This window comes from Marinifilum sp. D714 (assembly GCF_030851345.1).
Classification (GTDB): domain Bacteria; phylum Bacteroidota; class Bacteroidia; order Bacteroidales; family Marinifilaceae; genus Marinifilum.
The window spans coordinates 47,822-68,993 of record NZ_JALPNU010000006.1 but is presented as its reverse complement, the minus strand read 5'-3'; the positions used below and the strand labels follow the sequence as shown (position 1 = coordinate 68,993).

Below are 21,172 nucleotides of genomic sequence, written 5' to 3'. Positions count from 1 at the left end.
TGAAATTATTGATGTAGAGATTTTTTCAAGTGTGGAAATACTCTTGAGGATATGTGATGAGACTTGAACGGACTTAAAACACCCATTGGGTAAGAAAAGAAGTAAATAAATTATTTTCGAATGAAGGAATACAATATTAATCATTTAAGAGAACTTGAGGCGGAATCTATTTTCGTAATTCGTGAGGTTGCTGCTCAATTTGAAAATCCTGTGATGTTATTCTCAGGAGGAAAAGATTCCATCGTAATGTTTCACTTGGCACGTAAAGCATTTGCTCCAGCAAAAGTTCCATTTGCTTTAATGCATATCGATACAGGTCATAACTTTCCAGAAACGATTCAGTTTCGTGATGAATTGATGGAAGAAACAGGAACTCGTTTAATCGTTCGCTATGTTCAGGAGTCAATTGATCAAGGTAAAGTAGTGGAAGAAACAGGATTTGATGCAAGTAGAAACAAGTTGCAAACTGTTACTCTACTTGATGGAATTGAAGATTTGCAAGTAGACTGTGCTATGGGTGGAGGTCGTCGTGACGAAGAAAAAGCAAGAGCAAAAGAGCGTTTCTTTTCACATCGCGATGAATTTGGACAATGGGATCCTAAAAACCAACGTCCAGAATTATGGAACCTATTCAACGGCAAGAAGCACATGGGAGAGCACTTCAGAGTATTCCCTATTTCGAACTGGACAGAAATGGATGTATGGCAATATATCTATCTGGAAAATATTAAAATACCAAATATTTACTTCTCTCACGAACGTGATGTATTCGTACGTAATGGAAACTTGTTATCAGTATCTGATTTCATTCCAATGCGTGATACTGAAAAGGTTGAGAAAAGAATTGTTCGCTTTAGAACCATTGGTGACGCAACATGTACTGGTGCAGTAGAATCGGAAGCGAATAGTTTGGAAGATATTATTGAGGAAGTAGCAGCATCTCGAACTACTGAGCGTGGAACTCGTCATGATGACAAACGTTCCGAAGCAGCAATGGAAGATCGTAAGAAAGAAGGTTATTTTTAAAATAATTATTAATTATTTGTGATTAATGATTAGCGTAAATAAAATTTACCATTAATCATTTATCATTAATCATTAGAAAGAAGATATGTCAGATAAAACATCAGGATATTTAGATATGGAGCTTTTACGATTCACTACAGCTGGTAGTGTTGATGATGGTAAAAGTACTCTTATCGGTAGATTATTATACGATAGTAAAGCCATTTTCGAAGATCAAATGGAAGCTATCGAAATTAGTAGCCAAAAAAGAGGTGACGAGGAAGTTGATTTAGCCTTGTTAACCGATGGATTAAGAGCAGAGCGCGAACAAGGAATTACAATTGACGTTGCTTACAGATATTTTGCTACTCCAAAACGTAAGTTTATTATTGCAGATACTCCAGGTCACATTCAGTATACCAGAAATATGGTAACAGGAGCTTCTACTGCGAATGCTGCTTTAATTTTGGTTGATTCAAGAAATGGTGTAATCGAGCAAACCTTGCGTCACTCATATATTGCTAACCTTCTGCAAATTCCTCATATCATTGTTTGTATCAATAAAATGGATTTGGTTGATTACTCAGAAGAGACATACAATAAAATAAAGGAAGACTACAAAAAGGTAGCTGAGAAATTAAATATTAAGGATGTTCGCTTCATTCCAATTTCTGCAAAATTTGGTGATAATGTGGTAGATGCCTCTGAAAATATGGATTGGTATAAAGGTGAAACTTTATTGAATCTATTGGAGACAATTGAAATTGTTGATGACAGAAACCATCAAGATGCCAGATTCCCTGTACAATATGTAATTCGTCCTCAGTCTGATGAATACCATGACTACAGAGGTTATGCAGGTCGTGTTGCCAGTGGGATTTTCCGTCCAGGTGATAAGGTGAAAGTATTGCCTTCAGGATTGGAAACGACTGTAAAATCAATTGATACTTTCGATGGAGAATTAGATATGGCATTCCCTCCACAATCGGTTACGCTTAATTTAACTGATGATATTGATGTATCAAGAGGAGATATGATTGTTTCTGCAGAGAATTCACCAAAAGTAGAGCAGGAAATTGAAGCAATGATTTGTTGGATGAATGAACGTGCTATGATGCCACGTGGCAAGTACACAATCAAACATACTTCTAATGAAGCTCGCTGTATGGTTCGTGATGTAAAATTTAAGGTTAATGTAAATACTTTGGAAGAGGTTACGGAAGATAAGCAAGTAGCATTGAATGATATTGCATGTATTACTTTCAAGTCTGCCAAACCTTTATTTGTTGATTCATATAAAGAGAACAGAATTACTGGTAGTTTTATCATGATTGATGAAGGAACCAATGAAACTGTTGCGGCAGGTATGATTTTATAAGCATTCGAAATTAAAATATATAAAGCTGATATCTTATGGATGTCAGCTTTTTTCATGCATAAAAAAAGGTGGCTTTATGCCACCTTTATCTTGTAGTAGTGTTAGGATTAAAACTTAAATCCAAAAGTAACTTTTACTTCATGTTTTTTATTATTCTCTTTAATTTGATCTGAAGCGAAATCAGGAGTAGAGTAGTATACAAACTGGTTTTCTATATCAGCATAGCTATAAGCTAAATCCATGAAGAATTTGTTTTGTCTGAATCCGAAACCTCCTGAGAATACATCAAATCCATCATCAACACCTGATACTTTAAAAGAATTACCCATTTTTGCGTAACCAGCACGAAGGCTAAAGTTAGGTGTTGCACGAAACTCTAATCCAGTTCGTAAATTGCCTGTACTTTGGTAGCTGGCTTTAATAATGTCATTGGTATCTGGATTATCTGGAGTGCCGTTAAAATCTTCACCATTATCTCCATCATAGAATTTTGCATTTGAATAATCAATAAGCTCATAGTCTGCACTTAGAATTAATCTTTTCTTCAGAACCAATGCTGCACTAAAAGTAGCTTTTAAAGGAGTTCTATATTTGTAAGAGTATTCACCTTCAGGTGATTCTGAGAAGTAGCTTGAATAACCATTTTCGTCAGCTGTATTAAAGTTCGAAGCCATTGAACTATGGTAGTCTTCATCAAAAGAATAGAAGGTAGGCGTATGAATAGATGCTCCTAAGCGAATCCATTGTTCTGGCTTGTAAATTACACCTAGTTTAAAATTAGCACCTACACCTGATGACTTAAATGATTCTTCAAAAGTGTAATCGTTAAAATCAGAATCACTATCTGATAAAATACTTTCTGAAAATACTTTGGTCGATTTATAATAGATTGACTGGATACCCAATGAACCACCAATGTATAATTTATGATTGTAATTTGCTGCAAAAGCCAAAAGGAATTCACCAGCATATCCTTTTTCATCAATGGTTTGTGATTGATTCAATATTTCACTGGTTATAGCTTCATATTCATTGTTAGTATTTTCAACAACATCAATAAGGTAGGTGTCATAAGCTAAAAATTCTCGAAATGAATTTAGGGAATTAGGACTTATACCATTTGAATTGTTGACCATTACATCTAATAGAGAAGTAGGCGCTTCTGGTGCATTCGATCTAGCATTTTTTCTATAAGTGTTTAATTTGTTGTAACCAATTGCAAAGTTGAAGTTTTTCCAACCTCCTTCAGATTCTATTCTTGGCTTATTGGTTGCTACATAACCTATATTTGATATGCCAAACGAATATTTATCTTCATTTAAACTTGTATTAGTCTGAAGGTTTAGACTTTTGGTATCATTAAAATTAAGGTTTGATGAAAAAGTTAGTTCCGAAGTTCTGTAAACCGCTAATCCTGCTGGATTAATAGCTATACCAGTAAAATCACCACCTAAAGCTCCAAAAGCTCCACCCATTGCAGCTGATCTGGCTGTGCCGTTAAAATACTGCTTTGAATAGCGCAATGCATCATCCGCTGTTTGAGCAAATGTAACTCCTGTAATGATCATTAATGAGATGAGAATATATATTCGTTTCATAATTTTAGGTTTTAATATTAGAACCCATATATGGGAAAATATGTACTAATTATTTTTAGTGTTATATTACTAGCAAAGGGAAACTGGAGGATTGTTTCCCTAGCTATTTTATTTTCTTCTTGATCCACCCGATGTTGATCGAGAACCACTCGATGATGATCTGGAAGTACTACTTGATGAACGTACAGAACTACCTGAAGATCTTGATCCGCTGCTTGAAGGTCTGTAAGTACTACCTCGCGAAGAGCTTGATCTAGAGCTCGACGATCGATAAGAACTTCCTCTTGAAGAACTTCTTGACTTGCCTCTTACCTTAGAATAGGATGATCTTGTTGTAGATCTGTTTGAAAAGCTTGAATTTCTTGATCCTCTTGAGGAATTATAAGTAGGTCGAGTTGCATTTCTTGTTTTATTATAGCTTGGTGAACTACTTCTAGTTGTATTCGAATACGCGCTACTAGATCTTCTTGTTCTATTTGTTTGTGTACCGTAACGAGTTCTCGAATTAGTCGTTGTACTACTTACACTTCTTCTTGTATTTGGATTTGTACCATTATATGTTCTTCCAGTACTGTTAGAACGATTACTATAGGCACTTCGGTTTGCAGAACTGTATCTTGAAGCAGCTCTGGTTCTTCTTACATCGGCTGCAGTTGAAGAATTTGCAGATCTTCGTGTTGCAATATTACTTGTTCTATTACTACTAGTTCTATTTGTGCCAGTTCTATTAACATTAGTTCTAGCATTAGCTCTTCTTGTTACATTTGCATTAGAACTTCTGTTGGTTGTATAGGCAGAAGTTCCAACATGAGATCCTGTTGCAGTTCTTCTTCCATGATATATATTTCTTCCGTAGTGTCCACCATAATGTCCTGCATAGTGGTGATGATGATGGCCATAACCATAATATCCGTAATAATGATCATAAGGATAGTAATAACCACCATAATACGGGTAATGATGATTCCACCCGAAGTGAAGATCCCAATACCATGAATCCCATCCAAAGCCAATTCCCCAACTTGGATAATAATATCCATAAGGATAATTGTATGCAAAGTAATTACCATATCTCATAGTATGGAAATTGTAGGAATTGTAATAACGATAGTTGGTCCATGTTGGTGTCCACCAAACGTTATCACCATCCACATAAACATTCCAATCAGAATCTCCAGCTAACCACATTGCTAAGCTATAACCACTACCATCGTAATAACCAAAGCCTTGAGGATACATTTCTCTTAAACGTTCAGCTTCTTCACGGTCGCTTTCAGATCCTGTGAAACCACCATAATAATAACCCGTTTCTTCAGCCTGATAAACCAATGTGTCCACGCTGCCAATCGAATCGTTCTGAAGAATTGCAGCGTATTGTTTTTGAATTTCAGAAAAATCACGATTGTCAGCTGGTGCAATACTTGATTTTGTTTCTGGTACTACTTTTGTCTTATTGTCCTGAGCAGGTGCTAGTGGATTGTCTTTTTTAGCAATCACAGTTTTACTTTCTGCTTGTTGCACTATCAATGGTGCATCGCTTGGGTCATAATAAATATCGTCATCATAAAGGGAAGCTCCCATGTATGAAGGCGAACATCCTGTTGCAAACAGGGCGGAAATTAATAGAATTTTAAAATAGGTTTTCATCGTAAGTCCTCCAATAATGAATATATAAGATAATTTTATACTTTTGTATTGAATTTTATTCAGCCTAAAAGTAGCAAATACTATACCAAAACTATATCGAATGGCAAAAGTTTTAACTAGCAGAAGCGAAAATTATTCGCAGTGGTATAATGATCTGGTAATGAAAGCAGATCTAGCAGAGAATTCTGCTGTGAGAGGATGTATGATTATTAAGCCTTACGGTTATGCAATCTGGGAAAACATGCAGGCAGAATTGGACAAGATGTTCAAGGATACAGGTCACCAAAATGCATATTTTCCATTATTGATCCCAAAATCATTCTTGAGTAAAGAAGCAGATCACGTAGAAGGATTTGCAAAAGAATGTGCAGTTGTAACCCATTATCGTCTAAAAAATGACCCCAATGGGCGCGGTGTAGTTGTTGATCCTGATGCTCAATTAGAAGAAGAATTAATTATCCGACCTACTTCGGAGACCATTATTTGGAACACATATAGAAATTGGATTCAGTCTTACAGAGATCTTCCTATTCTTTGTAACCAATGGGCAAATGTAATGCGTTGGGAAATGCGTACTCGTTTATTCTTACGTACTGCAGAATTCTTATGGCAAGAAGGGCATACTGCTCATGCTACAAAGGAAGAAGCATTGCAGGAAACAGAACAAATGATAAATATTTATGGCGATTTTGCTGAGAATTTCATGGCAGTTCCTGTATTAAAAGGTCATAAGACAGAATCGGAAAGATTTGCTGGTGCTTTGGATACCTATTGTATTGAAGCATTGATGCAAGATGGAAAGGCATTACAGGCAGGAACTTCTCACTTCCTGGGGCAGAATTTTGCAAAAGCATTTGATGTAAAATTTGCCAACAAAGAAGGAAAAGAGGATTACGTTTGGGCTACATCTTGGGGAGTTTCAACTCGTTTGATGGGTGCATTAATTATGGCTCACTCCGATGATAACGGTTTGGTTTTACCTCCAAAATTGGCTCCAATTCAGGTGGTTATTGTTCCAATTTACAGAAAGGCAGAAGAGTTAGAAAAGATTGCTGCTAAAATAGATCCAATTGTTGAGAAACTTAAATCAATGGGAATTTCTGTGAAATTTGATGACAGCGATAACCGCAAACCAGGATGGAAATTTGCTGAGTACGAATTAAAAGGTGTACCTGTGCGTTTGGCAATCGGAAATCGTGATTTGGAAAATGGAACAATAGAATTGGCTCGTCGTGATACTTTATCAAAGGAAACTCTTCCAATTGAAGGAATCGAAGAAGTGATTGAGAAATTACTAGAAGAAATTCAAGCTAATATTTTTCAGAAAGCACTTGATTTTAGAGCTGAGAAAACAACCAAGGTTGATTCGTATGACGAATTCAAAGAGTTGTTGGAAACAAAAACAGGATTTTTCCTTGCTCACTGGGATGGAACAGCTGAAACAGAAGAGCAAATTAAAAATGAAACCAAAGCAACCATTCGTTGTATTCCTTTCGATGCAGAAGAGGAAGAAGGGGTATGTATGGTTACAGGAAAGCCTTCAAAAAGACGTGTTGTTTTTGCGAAAGCGTACTAAGAAAGTATACAATACAATCATAATAAAAACAGTCATCGAAATTTCGGTGACTGTTTTTTTGTATATTTAACAATTACCTTAAACAACTATACAATGAATATACTGAATACTAAAACAGCCATTTTAAATACGATTCGCGAAAAAGCTACCTTAAAGCAACAAGTGTATCAGAATACAAAAGAGATATTTGAAGATTTAAGAGATGTTTTGGAAAGCTTGGTAATAGAGTATAATGCGGAGCTAAAGGGTGAAGACGAGAAAGTTCTTTTGGAATATGAAGATAGAGGAGAATTTGAGTTTCAAATAAAAGTTGCCTCTGATATTTTGGTATTTAGTTTGCATACCAATGTCTTTCAATTTAACAGGGATCATAACGTCTGGGAGCAAGACTATGTAAGAACGAATCCCGATAATGCATACTCAGGTATCATAAATATTTACAATTTTCTTTACGATTCGTTTAAATATACTCGCTATGATGATTTAGGCTATCTGGTGGCCCGTATATTCATCAATCGAGAAAAACACTATATCGTAGAAGGGAAGAGACAAATGGGACTCTTGCAAACAGATTTGTCAGCCAGTATGGCGACTAAAGAAAGTTTACGTAGAATTGTAGAAACGGCGATCAATTACTCTTTGAATTTCGACTTGTTGGTTCCCCCATATGATAATGTTAAGATTATGTCGGTAGCACAAATTTTTGAAAAAATTCAGAATGCAAGAATCCAAACAGGTAAAAGATTGGGATTTCAGTTTAAATCGGATGACGTGTAAATCAATCACAAATGAATAATTTAATTGGTTCTATTTGCAATCAATTTATTAATATTGTAGGCGCTTCAATTTCTTGAAGCGTTTTATTTTACCTGAGGGTAAGACTTGAACTTTTAACAATACACAACAATGAATACTGTAGTAGATAAATTTTTAAAATACGTAAAATTCGATACTGAATCGGATACAGAAACAGGTTTAACACCGAGTACACCTGGTCAAATGGTTCTTGCAAAAGAACTAGCAAGGGAATTGGAAGAAATTGGATTGGAAAATGTAAGCCTTGATGAGAATGGATACGTAATGGGTGTTCTCCCTTCGAATATGGATAAGGAAGTTCCGAAAGTGGGTTTCGTTGCTCATATGGATACAAGTCCTGATTTTTCTGGAAAGAATGTAAAACCACAAATTCTGGAAGATTACAACGGAATGGATATCGTCCTAAATAAGGAGCAGGATATTGTAATGAAAGTTTCGGATTTTCCTGAACTGACTAAATATAAAGGTCAAACCTTAATTACAACAGATGGAACAACATTATTGGGTGCCGATGATAAAGCAGGTGTTGCCGAAATTATTACTGCAGTAGAATATTTGGCTAAAAATCCTGAGATTAAACATGGTCCTGTGCATGTTGGTTTTACTCCAGATGAAGAAATCGGAAAAGGAGCGGACTTTTTTGATGTTAAGAAGTTTGGAGCAGACTTTGCTTATACTCTTGATGGTGGAGAAATAGGTGAGTTACAGTACGAAAATTTCAATGCAGCATTCGCCAAAATCACTTTTAAAGGACGTAATGTTCATCCGGGAATGGCAAAAGACAAGATGATTAATTCTATGACTATCGCGAATGAATTTGCTGCCCGTTTGCCTAAGGATGAGGTTCCAGAAAAGACTGAAGGATACCAAGGTTTTTATCATTTGATTGCAATAAATGGGGGTGTGGAAAGTACTACACTTCAGTATATCATTCGTGATTTTGACATGAACAATTACGAGACTCGCAAGAAGTTGATTGAAGATTTGTGTACCGATTATAATGAAAAGTATGGACAAGGTACCGTTACTCTTGAAATGACCAACCAATATTATAACATGCGAGAAAAGGTTGAACCAGTAAAATATATTGTGGATATTGCCGAAGAAGCAATGAAAGAAGTAGGCGTTACCCCTATGGTTATTCCAATTCGAGGAGGAACAGACGGCAGTAGATTATCATACATGGGCTTGCCTTGTCCTAATATTTTTGCAGGAGGACACAATTTCCATGGTCGATTCGAATATGTTCCGGTTCAATCAATGGAGAAAGCAGTTGAGGTAATCTTAAAGGTTGTTGACTTGATTTCGAAAAGATAAAACAATTTAAATATAAACAGAAGAGGCAGTCGTATGGTTGCCTTTTTTTGTTTCTTAAAAACCACTTCATAGTGATGAATTTTATGATTTTACTCCTATTTGATGCTCTTGTAAGGTGAAGTGGAATAGGTGTTTATAGTAGAGGTTTTATGAATATTCCTTAACTTTAATAGACCTGATTGATGTTATATCATATTCAATAGGTAGATCATCTGCATCAAAATTATTACCGAATTGATGCAGAATAAATATCCCAATGGAAACAACCTTTAAATAAATTGAATTATGGATGTAAAAGCTTTTGCAGCCCTTGAGGCTGGAGGTAAGTTAGAAGAATATCATTATCAGCTTCCTAATTTGGAAGACGAACAGGTTGATATTAAAGTGGAATATTGTGGTATTTGCCACTCAGATTTGAGCATGTTAAACAATGAATGGGGAATGACCCAATATCCTTTTGTTCCCGGACATGAAATTGTAGGAGAGATAATTGCCATTGGAAAGGCAGTTGAAAATTTAAAAGTTGGTGATAAGGTAGGTTTAGGATGGATGTCAGGCTCTTGCATGCACTGTCATGAGTGTATGGATGGTAGTCACCATTTGTGTTCTTCACTAGAGCAGACCATTGTAGGAAGGCATGGAGGATTTGCCGATAAGGTAAGGGCACATTGGTCCTGGGCAATTCCAATTCCTGCAGAAATGGATATTAGTAAGGTAGGTCCACTGTTGTGTGGTGGCATAACCGTATTTAATCCCATTGTTTTATCAGGTGTAAAACCAACCGATAGAGTTGGTGTAATTGGCATAGGAGGTTTAGGACATATGGCACTAAGATTCCTTAAGTATTGGGGGTGCGAAGTGTATGCCTTTAGTTCGAATCCATCTAAAAAAGATGCCATTTTAAAAATGGGAGCCAGTAAGGTGATCAATTCGCGTAAGCCTGATGATTTGGATAGTATTAGAGGGAAATTGGATTTTATTCTCAACACAACCAATGTAACACTCGATTGGGATTCATATCTTTCTACACTTGCTCCAAAAGGTAAGCTTCATACGGTAGGTGCAGTGTTAGAGCCAATGCAAATACCCGCTTTTAGTTTAATTATGGGTGAGAAATCAGTAGGTGGAAGTCCGCTGGGAAGTCCTGCATTGACAAGAACCATGCTCGATTTTTGTGTGAGGCATGAAATTTATCCTACCGTTGAAGAATTTCCGATGTCACAGGTCAATCAAGCACTCCAACATCTGGAAGAAGGGAAGGCACGATACAGAGTTGTATTAAAAAATTAGGGAATTTTTAATATCAATAAAAGGCAGCTGATGGGCTGCCTTTCTGGTTTAAACTGATTTGCTCAGAATTTCATTTATTTAGTTTTTTCTCCAATATTTTTCCTCCTCGATACATCGCAACCAATACCGGATGTATTTCATTCCCCAATTGGCTTAGGCTATATTCCACCCTTGGCGGGACTTCCGGGTATATTTTCTTTTCGATAAAGCCAGATTCCTCTAACTCTTTCAGATTTTTGCTAAGCATTCGATCACTAACATCAGGAATCAATTTCACCAATTCGGAGTATCGTTTTGTGCCTTGTTTCAGGTGTAAAATGATCGTTGCCTTACGCTTTCCTTTTACGTAATTAATAAATGTATCGATGGGACAAACTCCTTTTTCCAATTTTTAAAATTTTTTATGGCTTGATAATCAGTAAATCAGAATAAAATGTTAGTATGTGATGCAATTGTAAGTTCTTGATTTGTAGATTAAATGCTTGTAATTTTGTTGCAAGATAAGAATAAATAACAGAACCGTTATGGATAAAAAATTTAAAGCACTTCGCATTCGCGAAGAAAATGGAGAATACAAAAGAGAGATTGTAAGCAGAAAGATTGAGGATTTACCTGAAGGGGAAGTTTTAATTCGTGTACGTTACTCATCATTAAACTACAAGGATGCCTTGTCGGTATCGGGAAATAAAGGAGTAACCAGAAACTATCCCCACACTCCTGGAATTGATGCTGCCGGTGTAGTAGAAGAATCATCAAGTGATAAATTTAAAGTGGGCGATGAAGTAATCGTTACCAGCTATGATTTGGGAATGAATACCGATGGAGGTTTTGCCGATTATATTCGCGTTCCTGCCAATTGGGTTGTGGCATTGCCAAAAGAATTAAGCTTTCGCGATGCTATGATTTACGGAACTGCAGGTTTTACAGCAGCACTTTCTGTATACAAACTACTGGCATCGGGTCAAACACCAGAAATGGGACCAGTTGTAGTTACAGGAGCTTTAGGTGGAGTAGGTAGCATTGCCATTAGTATTTTGTCATCTATAGGTTTCGAGGTGATTGCAGCAACTTTTGATTCAACCGGAGATGAAGAGGTTTTAAAAGAGCTGGGGGCTAGTAGCCGTATTTCAAAGGACATTACTGATGATCAGTCGGGAAGACCTTTGTTAAGACCACTTTGGGCTGGAGCCATTGATGTGATTGGTGGAAACACCTTACATACATTATTGAAAGCGTGTAAGCCTATGGGTAGCGTAACCTGTTGCGGAAATGTAGGCTCAGGAGATTTACCGATGACTGTTTATCCTTTTATTTTAAATGGCATTAGCCTGATTGGTATCGATTCTCAGAACTGTCCAATGGAGTTAAGACAAAAAGTTTGGGACAAATTGGCTGCTGAATGGAATGTATACAAGAATAAGGAACAGGTAATTGAATCTTCTTTAGAAGAATTGGATACTTATATCGATTTGATGTTACAAAAGAAAAGTAGGGGAAGAGTAATTGTGAAACTCTAAGGTTTCATTTATAGTTTGAGGCAGCCGGTTGGCTGCCTTTTTTGCTTTATGGAATTTTAGTATTTTCAAATCAGTCAAAACTAATCCAATGAAGTATCTGATTTTAATTCTTTTCTCGATTTGTGTCTACTCCTGTTCTACTCAGGATATTCAATCCCTACACTTTTTGGAAGGAACTTGGCAGGTTGAAGGAAAGCAACAGTTCGAAAAGTGGGAGGTAAAGGGTAATGAATTGATTGGAATAGGATACCAGTTGATTGATGGAAAGCAGAAGGTTTTGGAACATTTGGCTATTAAAGAAATTGAAGGAAAACTGGTTTATCAGGCAACTGTATTCAATCAAAACCAGGGAGCTACAATTTCTTTTCCTTTAAATGAGTCTATTTCTGGCTATTATTCATTTGAAAATCTAGAGCACGATTTTCCCAAGAAAATACAATATCAGAAAATAGATGGAACACGAATAATGGTGAATGTTTTCGGAGACAATGAGCAAAGTTTTTCATTTGTGATGAATCGTTTATCTGATTGAGTATTACATGTCGTGAATATTAATGTAGACGAATGATGAAATGAACTCTACGTGCAAATGCTTCGTCTTGACGTATGGATATGTAACATTTTCGTAGGAATAAATAATTTCAACCTAGGTTGGAATGATCCTGACGTAGGATAATATTATTCGAACGTATGTTTAGATGAGGTTTTTGTGGAAATATCTGAACCAATCGTAGGAATATTTCATATTTTCCTAGGGTGAATGTCATATAAACATGTTTTGAGTCTATTTTTTGTGCAAAAAGTAGACACTGACGTATGTTTATGACAGGGAAATATGTGTTTAGAACAAGTTTTTCTAGGAAAATATGAGCTAAACCTAGGTCAGGAACAGATTTTTGTGCATTTGGATTAGCTAAACGTACAAACATATCAACCAATACCTGGGAATGATTTAATTCACACCCATGAGAAAGATCATTTGTATGCAATTCGAATGTTAATATAATCTCATCATACATTTAATCCTGATTTCACATCAGGTTATTACCTTCAGAAAGCAAATCAAAGCATCTTTTGTTTAAATTTGCGGCATGCGAAAACAGCTTACATTTCATATCACTAACCCGAACAGATTTAAGGAGCAACTTCTATTTTGGAGCAAGAAGTTCGAGTATGTTAGTATACTTGATAGTCATGAGGTGAATCAGAAAGTAAATTCGAAGGCCGAATACAATACCTACGAATTGGTTGCCGGTGTTGATGCACTTCAGATTATCGAACCAAAACAGGATTGTTTTCATCATTTGAAAGAGACCATAGAAAAATCGAATGATTGGTGGTTTGGCTATATGGGCTATGATTTAAAGAATGAGATTGAAGTGCTAAAGTCCGAAAATCATGATGGATTGGGTTTTCCAGAAATGAATTTTTTCCGACCACGTTGGGTCTTCCTTTTGGATGTAGATACGCTAATTGTACATTATTACAATGAGGAATTTACGGAAGATGAGGTACATTCTTTGGTTCAAAATCTTCAAGATATGGAATTGCCTAATGAAAAATCCATTTCTGTGGATCAGGTTCATTCAAGAATCTCTCGAGATGAGTATTTGGAGGCTGTTAATCAACTGAAAGATCATATTCGAAGAGGAGATATTTACGAGGTGAATTTCTGTCAGGAATTTTATGCCGAAGATTGCTACATTAAACCCCGCGGCACCTATCAGAAACTAACCGAAGTTTCGCCTACACCGTATTCGGGCTTTTATCAAATGGGAGAGCAGTATTTGTTGTCGGCCAGTCCCGAGCGATTTATCAAGAAAGTTGGAAAGCAAATTATTTCTCAACCCATAAAAGGAACCGCCAAGCGAGGAGCAAGCGAAGTTGAAGACAAGCAAATAAAGGAGACTTTATTTAATGATCCGAAGGAGAGAGCTGAGAATATCATGATTGTAGATTTGGTAAGAAACGACTTATCGAGAACAGCAGAAAAAGGATCGGTAATCGTAGAAGAATTGTGTGGAATTTATTCTTTTCCTCAGGTGCACCAAATGATTTCGACTGTTGTTTCGGAGCTTAAAGATGGGGTGCACTTTATTGAAGCCATTCGCCAATGTTTTCCAATGGGATCGATGACCGGCGCTCCAAAGGTTCGTGCCATGAAACTGATTGAAAAGTACGAAACAACCAAAAGAGGATTGTTTTCTGGGGCTGTAGGATACATTACACCTGATGGAGATTTTGATTTTAATGTCGTAATTCGTAGCATACTTTATAATGCAAGAAATCATTATCTTTCGTTTATGGTTGGCGGGGCCATTACCATGCAGGCAGAGGCTGAGAAAGAATATGAAGAGTGTTTACTAAAAGCCCAAGCCATTATGAGAGTACTAAAGAATGAGTAAAATTGATTAGACTTATTACTCATTATTAATTACTAATTATAAATTACTATCGTGTTTCGTAAGTTAGTTCGCTTTGTAGAAGAAGAAAATCTGTTTTATCGTGATGAAAAAGTTTTGGTTGCGGTAAGCGGAGGAATCGATTCTGTTGTTTTGCTTCATATGCTTTTAAAAATGGAAGTAAACTGCGCAATTGCACATTGCAATTTTCATTTGCGAGGCGATGAATCGGATGGCGATTTCGAATTGGTAAAAAATCTGGGCAAGCAATACAATCTACCTTTTTATTCTAAAGATTTTGATACTAAGGCTTATGCCGATAGCAATAAGCTTTCTATTGAAATGGCAGCTCGGGAACTGAGGTACGAGTGGTTCAATAAAATTCTGGAATTGGAGAATTACCAATACATTGCCGTTGGTCATCATGCCGATGATGTTGCGGAAACGGTATTGATTAACTTGGTAAGAGGGACTGGAATTCATGGCTTAACAGGAATAAAACCGAAGTTGGGCAAGATTATTAGACCACTGCTTCCTTTCACCCGAAAAGAGTTAGAAGAGTTTGCCGAAAGGGAAGGTTTAAACTACCGCGAAGATTCAACCAACCGAGAAACCGACTTTGTACGAAATAAAATTCGCCACCAGGTAATTCCGGTTTTGGAACAGATCAATCCAGCCATTAGAAAAACCATGAGTGAAAATGTTCAACGATTTAAAGAGGTTGAACAGATTTACAATGATGTAATCGAAGAGAATCGTTTGCATTTGGTTTTCCAAAGAGAGAATCAATTGTTAATCTCCATTGCACGATTGCAAGAATTGCCTTCCCCATCATCTCATTTGTTCGAAATATTATCACCTTACGGATTTCATCATCGTGATGTAAGAATGATTGCCAAATCAATAGATTCCATTTCTGGCAAAAGGTTCTTTTCATCCACACACCAGATTTTAAGAGATAGAAAGTATTTGATTTTATCTGAATTGAAAGAAAATGATTCCAGCGAATACTTGTTGGAGGAAAAATCGGGATTGATTGAGTTCCCAATAGAAATGGAGGCATCATTTATTGATAGAACAGCAAACTTTAAATTCCCAACCAATCCGGAAATGGCTTGTTTGGATGCCAGTAAATTGAAGTTTCCGTTGAAGCTGCGTAAATGGCAAAAGGGAGATAGTTTCCGTCCGATAGGTATGAAGGGAAACAAGAAGATATCTGATTTCTTTATCGATCAAAAGTTTTCGTTGCAGGATAAGGAAAATACCTGGTTATTGATTTCTGGCGATAGAATTGCCTGGGTTGTTGGTTATCGTTTAGATGATCGATTTAAGATTACTGCTACAACTACCAAAATATTTAAATTGGAGTTGAAGTAGAATCTGGTAATATTACGGTGCGCTGCACCTAAACTTTCATGCCTATTATTTTCTATAAATATTACGCATCTCTGTTGCTTGAATTACATGATTATATGAATCGGTAAAGAGTACCTTAATATTTATAGAACGATATGGTTTGTTTTACCTAAGGTGCAGCGCACCGTAATATTTCGTAAGGCTGTGATGATCTGCTATATTATTTTATAACTTAGTCGAAGTTTATAACAACCAACCATTAATAACTCACAAAATGATAAAACTAAAACACAGCTTAGTCATTCTCATGTTAAGCCTGATTTCGCTTTCAGGATTTGCGCAATCTCAAGAAATGAAAAGTGAGATTGAAGAACTTAAAAATTACAATGAAAATTTAGACCACCGATTGGATCGTCTTCAAAAAATGGTAGATGATATCATTTGGTTCGAGAGAGTAGGAGATGTTGCTCATATCGATAAATTATACATTTACGGACCACCAAAGTGGAAAGAGAAAAATCCAACGGCAAAAGGGGCAGGTAATCCTGTAAAGTTTTGGACCTATGCCTTTTTCCCAAAAAACTTAGATGTCAATAAAAAATACCCTTTAATGGTATTACCGCACGGTGGAGTACATGGCGATTTCACAACCTATTATACCCATATTGTTCGTGAACTTATTGCTCAGGAATATATAGTGGTTGCTGCTGAATATCGTGGTAGCACAGGATATGGAAAAGGTCATTACGAGAAAATTGATTACGGTGGATTAGAGAATGAAGATGTTTATGCCAGCCGCAATTATATGATTGAAAATTACGATTTTGTTGATGAGAACAGAATAGGAATTATGGGGTGGAGTCATGGCGGAATGATTACGCTCTTCAATCTGTTTAACCACCCAAAGGATTACAAAGTTGGATTTGCAGGAGTTCCTGTAAGCGATTTGGTTGCCCGAATGGGATATATGACGCAATCATATCGTGATTTGTATTCGGCTGACTACCATATTGGCAAAACAGCCAATGATAATTTGGCTGAATATCGAAGACGATCACCAGCTTGGAATACTCATAAATTTAAGAATTCACCCTTATTAATTCATACCAATACCAACGACGATGATGTAAATGTTTTGGAAGTAGAGCATTTAATTAAATCGCTAAAAGCAGATGGTAAAACATTTGAATATGAAATCTATCAAGCGGTTCCAGGAGGACACTCTTTTGATAGAATGGATACTAAAAAGGCTAAGGAAATTCGTGTAAAGATTTATAAGTTTTTGGCAAAGCAATTAAAACCCAACAAACCTATAAATACTTTTAAAGATATTCAGAAAGCTGGCTATCGATTTTAAAAACAACATCATAAAAAAAGAAGCATGACTTTTAAGCCATGCTTCTTTTGTATTTAATCTGATCTATAAAGGAATATTTCCGTGTTTTTTAGGAGGATTTTGTTCGCTCTTATTGGCGCACATTTCTAAAGCTTGTATCAACTTGTATCTGCTTTCTTTAGGCTGTATAACCTCGTCAACATATCCTAATTCGGCAGCTTTGTATGGGTGGGCAAATTTATCTCTGTAATCTTCAATAGCATCAGCTCTTTCCGATTCTGTCAAACCTTTGTGCATAATATTTACTGCACCTTCGGCACCCATAACTGCAATTTCCCCTGTTGGGAACGAGTAATTAATGTCGGCACCAATATGCTTCGATGCCATTACATCATAAGCACCACCATAAGCCTTACGTGTAATCATTGTAATTTTAGGCACGGTTGCTTCTGCAAAGGCATACAACAATTTAGCACCATGTTTAATAATGCCACCATATTCTTGCGCCGTACCTGGTAAGAAACCTGGAACATCAACAAAAGTTACCAATGGAATATTAAAAGCATCACAGAAACGAACAAAGCGTGCTGCTTTAATAGAACTGTTAATATCTAAAACACCAGCAAGGAAAGCTGGGTTGTTGGCTACAATTCCTACGGGTCTACCTGCCAATCGTGCAAAACCAATGGTGATATTCTGTGCGTACAAAGGCATCACTTCAAAGAAATTGTGATCATCAACCACCGTTTCAATGATTTCTTTCATATCATATGGCTTGTTAGGATCCACTGGAACCATGGTCTGTAGTTTTTCATCTTCGCGATGAATGTTATCGGTGCATGGTTTTATCGGTGGATCTTCCATGTTATTTGAAGGCAAGAATCCAATTAATTCCCTTAGCATCATCATTGCTTGCTCATCATTATCCGCAGTAAAGTGAGCTACACCACTTTTTGAATTGTGGGTAATGGCACCACCCAGTTCTTCTTTTGTTACCTCTTCGTGTGTTACAGTTTTGATAACATCCGGGCCAGTAACAAACATGTAGCTTGTATCCTTCACCATCATGATGAAATCGGTTAGGGCAGGAGAGTATACGGCACCACCGGCACAAGGACCCATAATTGCTGAAATCTGGGGAATTACTCCAGATCCACGAACATTTTGATAGAATATATCGGCATAGCCAGCTAAACTTTGAACTCCTTCCTGAATTCTAGCTCCACCAGAATCATTCAAACCAATGATTGGAGCTCCCATTTTCATTGCCAGTTTGGTGATCTTCACAATTTTATCGGCATTAGCTCTACTTAGAGAACCACCGAAAACTGTAAAATCCTGTGCAAAGACATAAACCAATCGACCATCCACTTTTCCATATCCACAGACAACTCCATCACCTGGAATTTTGTTCTTTTCCATTCCAAAATCCGTTGACCTATGTGTAACCATTTTGTCAACTTCAACAAATGTTTCTGGGTCTAGCAGATCATTAATTCTTTCACGAGCCGTTTTTTTTCCGGCTGCATGATGTTTGTCAATTCTTTCTTGTCCGCCACCAAGTTCAGCAGCTTTATTTAGTTCTTCAAACTTTTTGATTTTATCTTCTATTGTCAACATGTCTTATTTTATTACAAATTATTAATTGCGAACTTCAAATTGTGTAAACAATTCGATTTTAATCAATGAATACAAGAGGTTGATTGCCATCAATAGTATCATCTTCTTTTACAAAGATTTCTTTCACAACTCCATCTTTCATTGCTTTGTATTCGCTTTCCATTTTCATTGCCGAAATAATGATTACAGTATCTCCCTTTTTCACTTCCGAGCCTAGTTCAACGGGAATTTTAACAACCTTTCCAGGCATAGGAGATGATATTGTACTTTCTGCTGCTTCAAGGTTACCTGCATTTCTCGTTTGCAAATACTTTGTTTCAGCATCAATTATTTCAGCATCGTACGAGTGATAAAATGTGTTGACAGTGTATTTTTTAGGATTTCCTTTTTCAATTAACTCAACATTGAATGAACGTCCTTTGTACATCACGGAGTAAACTCCATTTTCAACCTGCTGCATGTCCAAGTCATATTCCCTGTCGTCTACTATGATTTTAACATGGTTGCCATCTTCAGCAAGAAGTTCAACCTTAGCAACTCGGTCATCTAATTTAATTTCTAATGCCATAATTTTTTTTTTGAAGTTGAACCATTTTAATTTTCACTTGCTCTGTAAACACCTCTACGTCTACCGAAATCTTTCCATCGGCTTGATTTAGAAATTTCTTGACTCACTTGAGCATTCTTTAATTTGTGATGATAATCTAAAAAGGCAGTAACTATGGCCAGATCTTCAAATTGTTGCTTGGCTTCATCATTGGCAAGCAAAAATTCTTCATTGTTCTGTATAAAGTGAGTATCGTAATTTCCATCTCTAAAATCACGACAATCCATAATTCTTTCCAAGAATTTTATTGAGGTTTTAACTCCGGTAATTTTGTATTCATATAGCGCACGACGCATTCTTTCTATGGCTTCTTCGCGAGTACGTGCCCAAATAATTAACTTGGAGATCATCGGGTCATAATGAATAGGAATTTCATATCCTTCATAAACGTATCCATCGGTTCTAACGCCTAATCCCATTGGTTCCGTAATATGAGTTATTAAACCAGGACTTGGCATGAAGTTATTATCGGTGTCTTCGGCATAAATTCTGCACTCAATTGCATGTCCAAACTGAAATACTTCTTCTTGTTTGATATTCAACTTCTGTCCTTCAGCGATAAGAATTTGCTGCTTAACAAGATCGTAGCCTGTAGTCCTTTCCGTAATTGGATGTTCCACTTGCAAACGTGTATTCATCTCTAGGAAATAGAAATTGTGATCGTTATCTGCTAAGAATTCGATGGTGCCAGCGCCATAATAATTCACTGCTTTAGCGGCTGCTACAGCAGCTTCACCCATTTTTTCTCTAAGTTCAGGAGTTAAAAGTGGGGACGGTGTTTCCTCCACAACTTTCTGATGTCGACGTTGAACGGAACATTCACGTTCACAAAGGTGAATTACATTTCCATGTTGATCACCCAAGATTTGAAACTCGATATGATGAGGAGAAGAGATGTATTTTTCCACATAAACTGAGTCATCTCCAAATGCGGATCTGGCTTCTGATTTGGCAGCTCTTAAAGCACTAAGAATATTTTCTTCCTTATCAACCATTCGCATTCCTTTTCCACCACCACCAGCAGAAGCTTTAATCATTACAGGAAGTCCTATTTTTCTGATCACTTTAAGGGCGGTTTCATCATCATCAAGATTCTCCTTTGTGCCGGGAACTACAGGAACTCCTCCATCTATCATGGTTTGACGGGCGGTAATTTTATCACCCATTGTTGAAATAACTTCGGGAGTGGGCCCAATAAATATGATGCCTTCTTGCTGACATCTCTTTGAGAATTCTGCATTTTCACTTAAAAATCCATAGCCTGGATGAATGGCATCCGCTTTGGATTTTTTAGCTACTTCAATAATTTTTTCAATGTTCAGGTAACTTTCAGCAGATGCTGCAGGACCAATATGAAATGCCTGATCGGCATATCGAACGTGCATAGATGTTCTATCTACATCGGAATATACCGCAACGGATTTAATCCCTAATTCTCTACACGATCGCATTACGCGCAGAGCAATTTCTCCTCGATTAGCAACGAGGACTTTTGAAATCTTCGTAATCATAGTTTTGGTTAATTGTTAATTAGACTTTATAAAAGCCTTGTTTTAAGTCAATTATTTACCATTAGATTAGGAATAGTTTCCCAAAAAAAAGATAATATACAGCATAAATATGTTGTACAGCATCTCAAAAATAATTAAAAAATCGAAGTTTCCAAGTAATTAAATATGAACATGTATCAATGCGATTTGACATAAA

At 36.6% G+C, this 21,172-nt stretch carries 17 protein-coding genes; 11 read left to right on the top strand and 6 right to left on the bottom strand.

Features of this window, described 5'->3' with window-relative positions; translation table 11 throughout:
- Window positions 1-120: 120 nt before the first annotated feature.
- Window positions 121-1,026 carry a sulfate adenylyltransferase subunit CysD gene (gene cysD, locus M0051_RS08145; protein WP_306741037.1) on the top strand — a complete coding sequence of 302 codons (906 nt, stop codon included), beginning with the start codon at window positions 121-123 and terminating at the stop codon, window positions 1,024-1,026.
- 85 nt (window positions 1,027-1,111) lie between these two features.
- Window positions 1,112-2,383 (top strand): sulfate adenylyltransferase subunit CysN, encoded by a 1,272-nt coding sequence (cysN, locus tag M0051_RS08140; protein ID WP_306741036.1) that lies wholly within the window; start codon window positions 1,112-1,114, stop codon window positions 2,381-2,383.
- A gap of 107 nt (window positions 2,384-2,490) precedes the next feature.
- Here the strand turns inward: cysN and M0051_RS08135 are convergent, their stop codons facing one another.
- Window positions 2,491-3,981 (bottom strand): OmpP1/FadL family transporter, encoded by a 1,491-nt coding sequence (locus M0051_RS08135; RefSeq protein ID WP_306741035.1) that lies wholly within the window; start codon window positions 3,979-3,981, stop codon window positions 2,491-2,493.
- A 108-nt stretch (window positions 3,982-4,089) separates the two neighbouring features.
- Window positions 4,090-5,628, bottom strand: coding sequence for a hypothetical protein (locus M0051_RS08130; RefSeq protein ID WP_306741034.1), 1,539 nt, complete (start codon window positions 5,626-5,628; stop codon window positions 4,090-4,092).
- A 100-nt stretch (window positions 5,629-5,728) separates the two neighbouring features.
- On the opposite strand from M0051_RS08130, the gene proS reads away from it, so the two are divergent.
- The 4 genes from proS (at window position 5,729) to M0051_RS08110 (ending at window position 10,627) form a co-directional block, all read left to right on the top strand.
- A complete protein-coding gene (gene proS, locus M0051_RS08125) occupies window positions 5,729-7,204 on the top strand; it encodes a proline--tRNA ligase (RefSeq protein WP_306741033.1) in 1,476 nt (491 codons plus the stop codon).
- 93 nt (window positions 7,205-7,297) lie between these two features.
- Window positions 7,298-7,981, top strand: coding sequence for a hypothetical protein (locus tag M0051_RS08120; protein ID WP_306741032.1), 684 nt, complete (start codon window positions 7,298-7,300; stop codon window positions 7,979-7,981).
- A gap of 129 nt (window positions 7,982-8,110) precedes the next feature.
- Window positions 8,111-9,337, top strand: coding sequence for a peptidase T (gene pepT, locus M0051_RS08115; RefSeq protein ID WP_306741031.1), 1,227 nt, complete (start codon window positions 8,111-8,113; stop codon window positions 9,335-9,337).
- 285 nt (window positions 9,338-9,622) lie between these two features.
- Window positions 9,623-10,627 (top strand): NAD(P)-dependent alcohol dehydrogenase, encoded by a 1,005-nt coding sequence (locus M0051_RS08110; RefSeq protein ID WP_306741030.1) that lies wholly within the window; start codon window positions 9,623-9,625, stop codon window positions 10,625-10,627.
- A 70-nt stretch (window positions 10,628-10,697) separates the two neighbouring features.
- Here the strand turns inward: M0051_RS08110 and M0051_RS08105 are convergent, their stop codons facing one another.
- On the bottom strand, window positions 10,698-11,015 hold the full coding sequence (locus tag M0051_RS08105; protein ID WP_306741029.1) for a helix-turn-helix domain-containing protein: 318 nt from the start codon (window positions 11,013-11,015) through the stop codon (window positions 10,698-10,700).
- Between the two features lie 136 nt (window positions 11,016-11,151).
- Here M0051_RS08105 and M0051_RS08100 point away from each other — a divergent pair, with 136 nt between their 5' ends.
- From M0051_RS08100 to M0051_RS08080, 5 genes are all read left to right on the top strand, one after another.
- On the top strand, window positions 11,152-12,144 hold the full coding sequence (locus M0051_RS08100; RefSeq protein ID WP_306741028.1) for a YhdH/YhfP family quinone oxidoreductase: 993 nt from the start codon (window positions 11,152-11,154) through the stop codon (window positions 12,142-12,144).
- An 88-nt stretch (window positions 12,145-12,232) separates the two neighbouring features.
- Window positions 12,233-12,676, top strand: a complete 444-nt coding sequence (locus tag M0051_RS08095; RefSeq protein ID WP_306741027.1) for a DUF6265 family protein — start codon at window positions 12,233-12,235, stop codon at window positions 12,674-12,676.
- 559 nt (window positions 12,677-13,235) lie between these two features.
- Window positions 13,236-14,549 (top strand): anthranilate synthase component I family protein, encoded by a 1,314-nt coding sequence (locus M0051_RS08090; RefSeq protein ID WP_306741026.1) that lies wholly within the window; start codon window positions 13,236-13,238, stop codon window positions 14,547-14,549.
- Window positions 14,550-14,600: 51 nt separating this feature from the next.
- Window positions 14,601-15,923 (top strand): tRNA lysidine(34) synthetase TilS, encoded by a 1,323-nt coding sequence (tilS, locus tag M0051_RS08085; RefSeq protein ID WP_306741025.1) that lies wholly within the window; start codon window positions 14,601-14,603, stop codon window positions 15,921-15,923.
- 253 nt (window positions 15,924-16,176) lie between these two features.
- Window positions 16,177-17,259 carry a S9 family peptidase gene (locus tag M0051_RS08080; protein WP_306741024.1) on the top strand — a complete coding sequence of 361 codons (1,083 nt, stop codon included), beginning with the start codon at window positions 16,177-16,179 and terminating at the stop codon, window positions 17,257-17,259.
- 63 nt (window positions 17,260-17,322) lie between these two features.
- Here M0051_RS08080 and M0051_RS08075 read toward each other — a convergent pair whose 3' ends face one another.
- Genes M0051_RS08075 through accC form a run of 3 tightly spaced genes read right to left on the bottom strand, consistent with a single transcriptional unit; the run spans window position 17,323 to window position 20,976 of the window.
- Window positions 17,323-18,858, bottom strand: a complete 1,536-nt coding sequence (locus M0051_RS08075) for an acyl-CoA carboxylase subunit beta (protein WP_306741023.1) — start codon at window positions 18,856-18,858, stop codon at window positions 17,323-17,325.
- Window positions 18,859-18,916: 58 nt separating this feature from the next.
- Complete coding sequence (locus tag M0051_RS08070) at window positions 18,917-19,426, bottom strand: biotin/lipoyl-containing protein (protein ID WP_306741022.1); 510 nt, start codon at window positions 19,424-19,426, stop codon at window positions 18,917-18,919.
- A 26-nt stretch (window positions 19,427-19,452) separates the two neighbouring features.
- Window positions 19,453-20,976, bottom strand: coding sequence for an acetyl-CoA carboxylase biotin carboxylase subunit (accC, locus tag M0051_RS08065; protein ID WP_306741021.1), 1,524 nt, complete (start codon window positions 20,974-20,976; stop codon window positions 19,453-19,455).
- Window positions 20,977-21,172 lie beyond the last annotated feature (196 nt).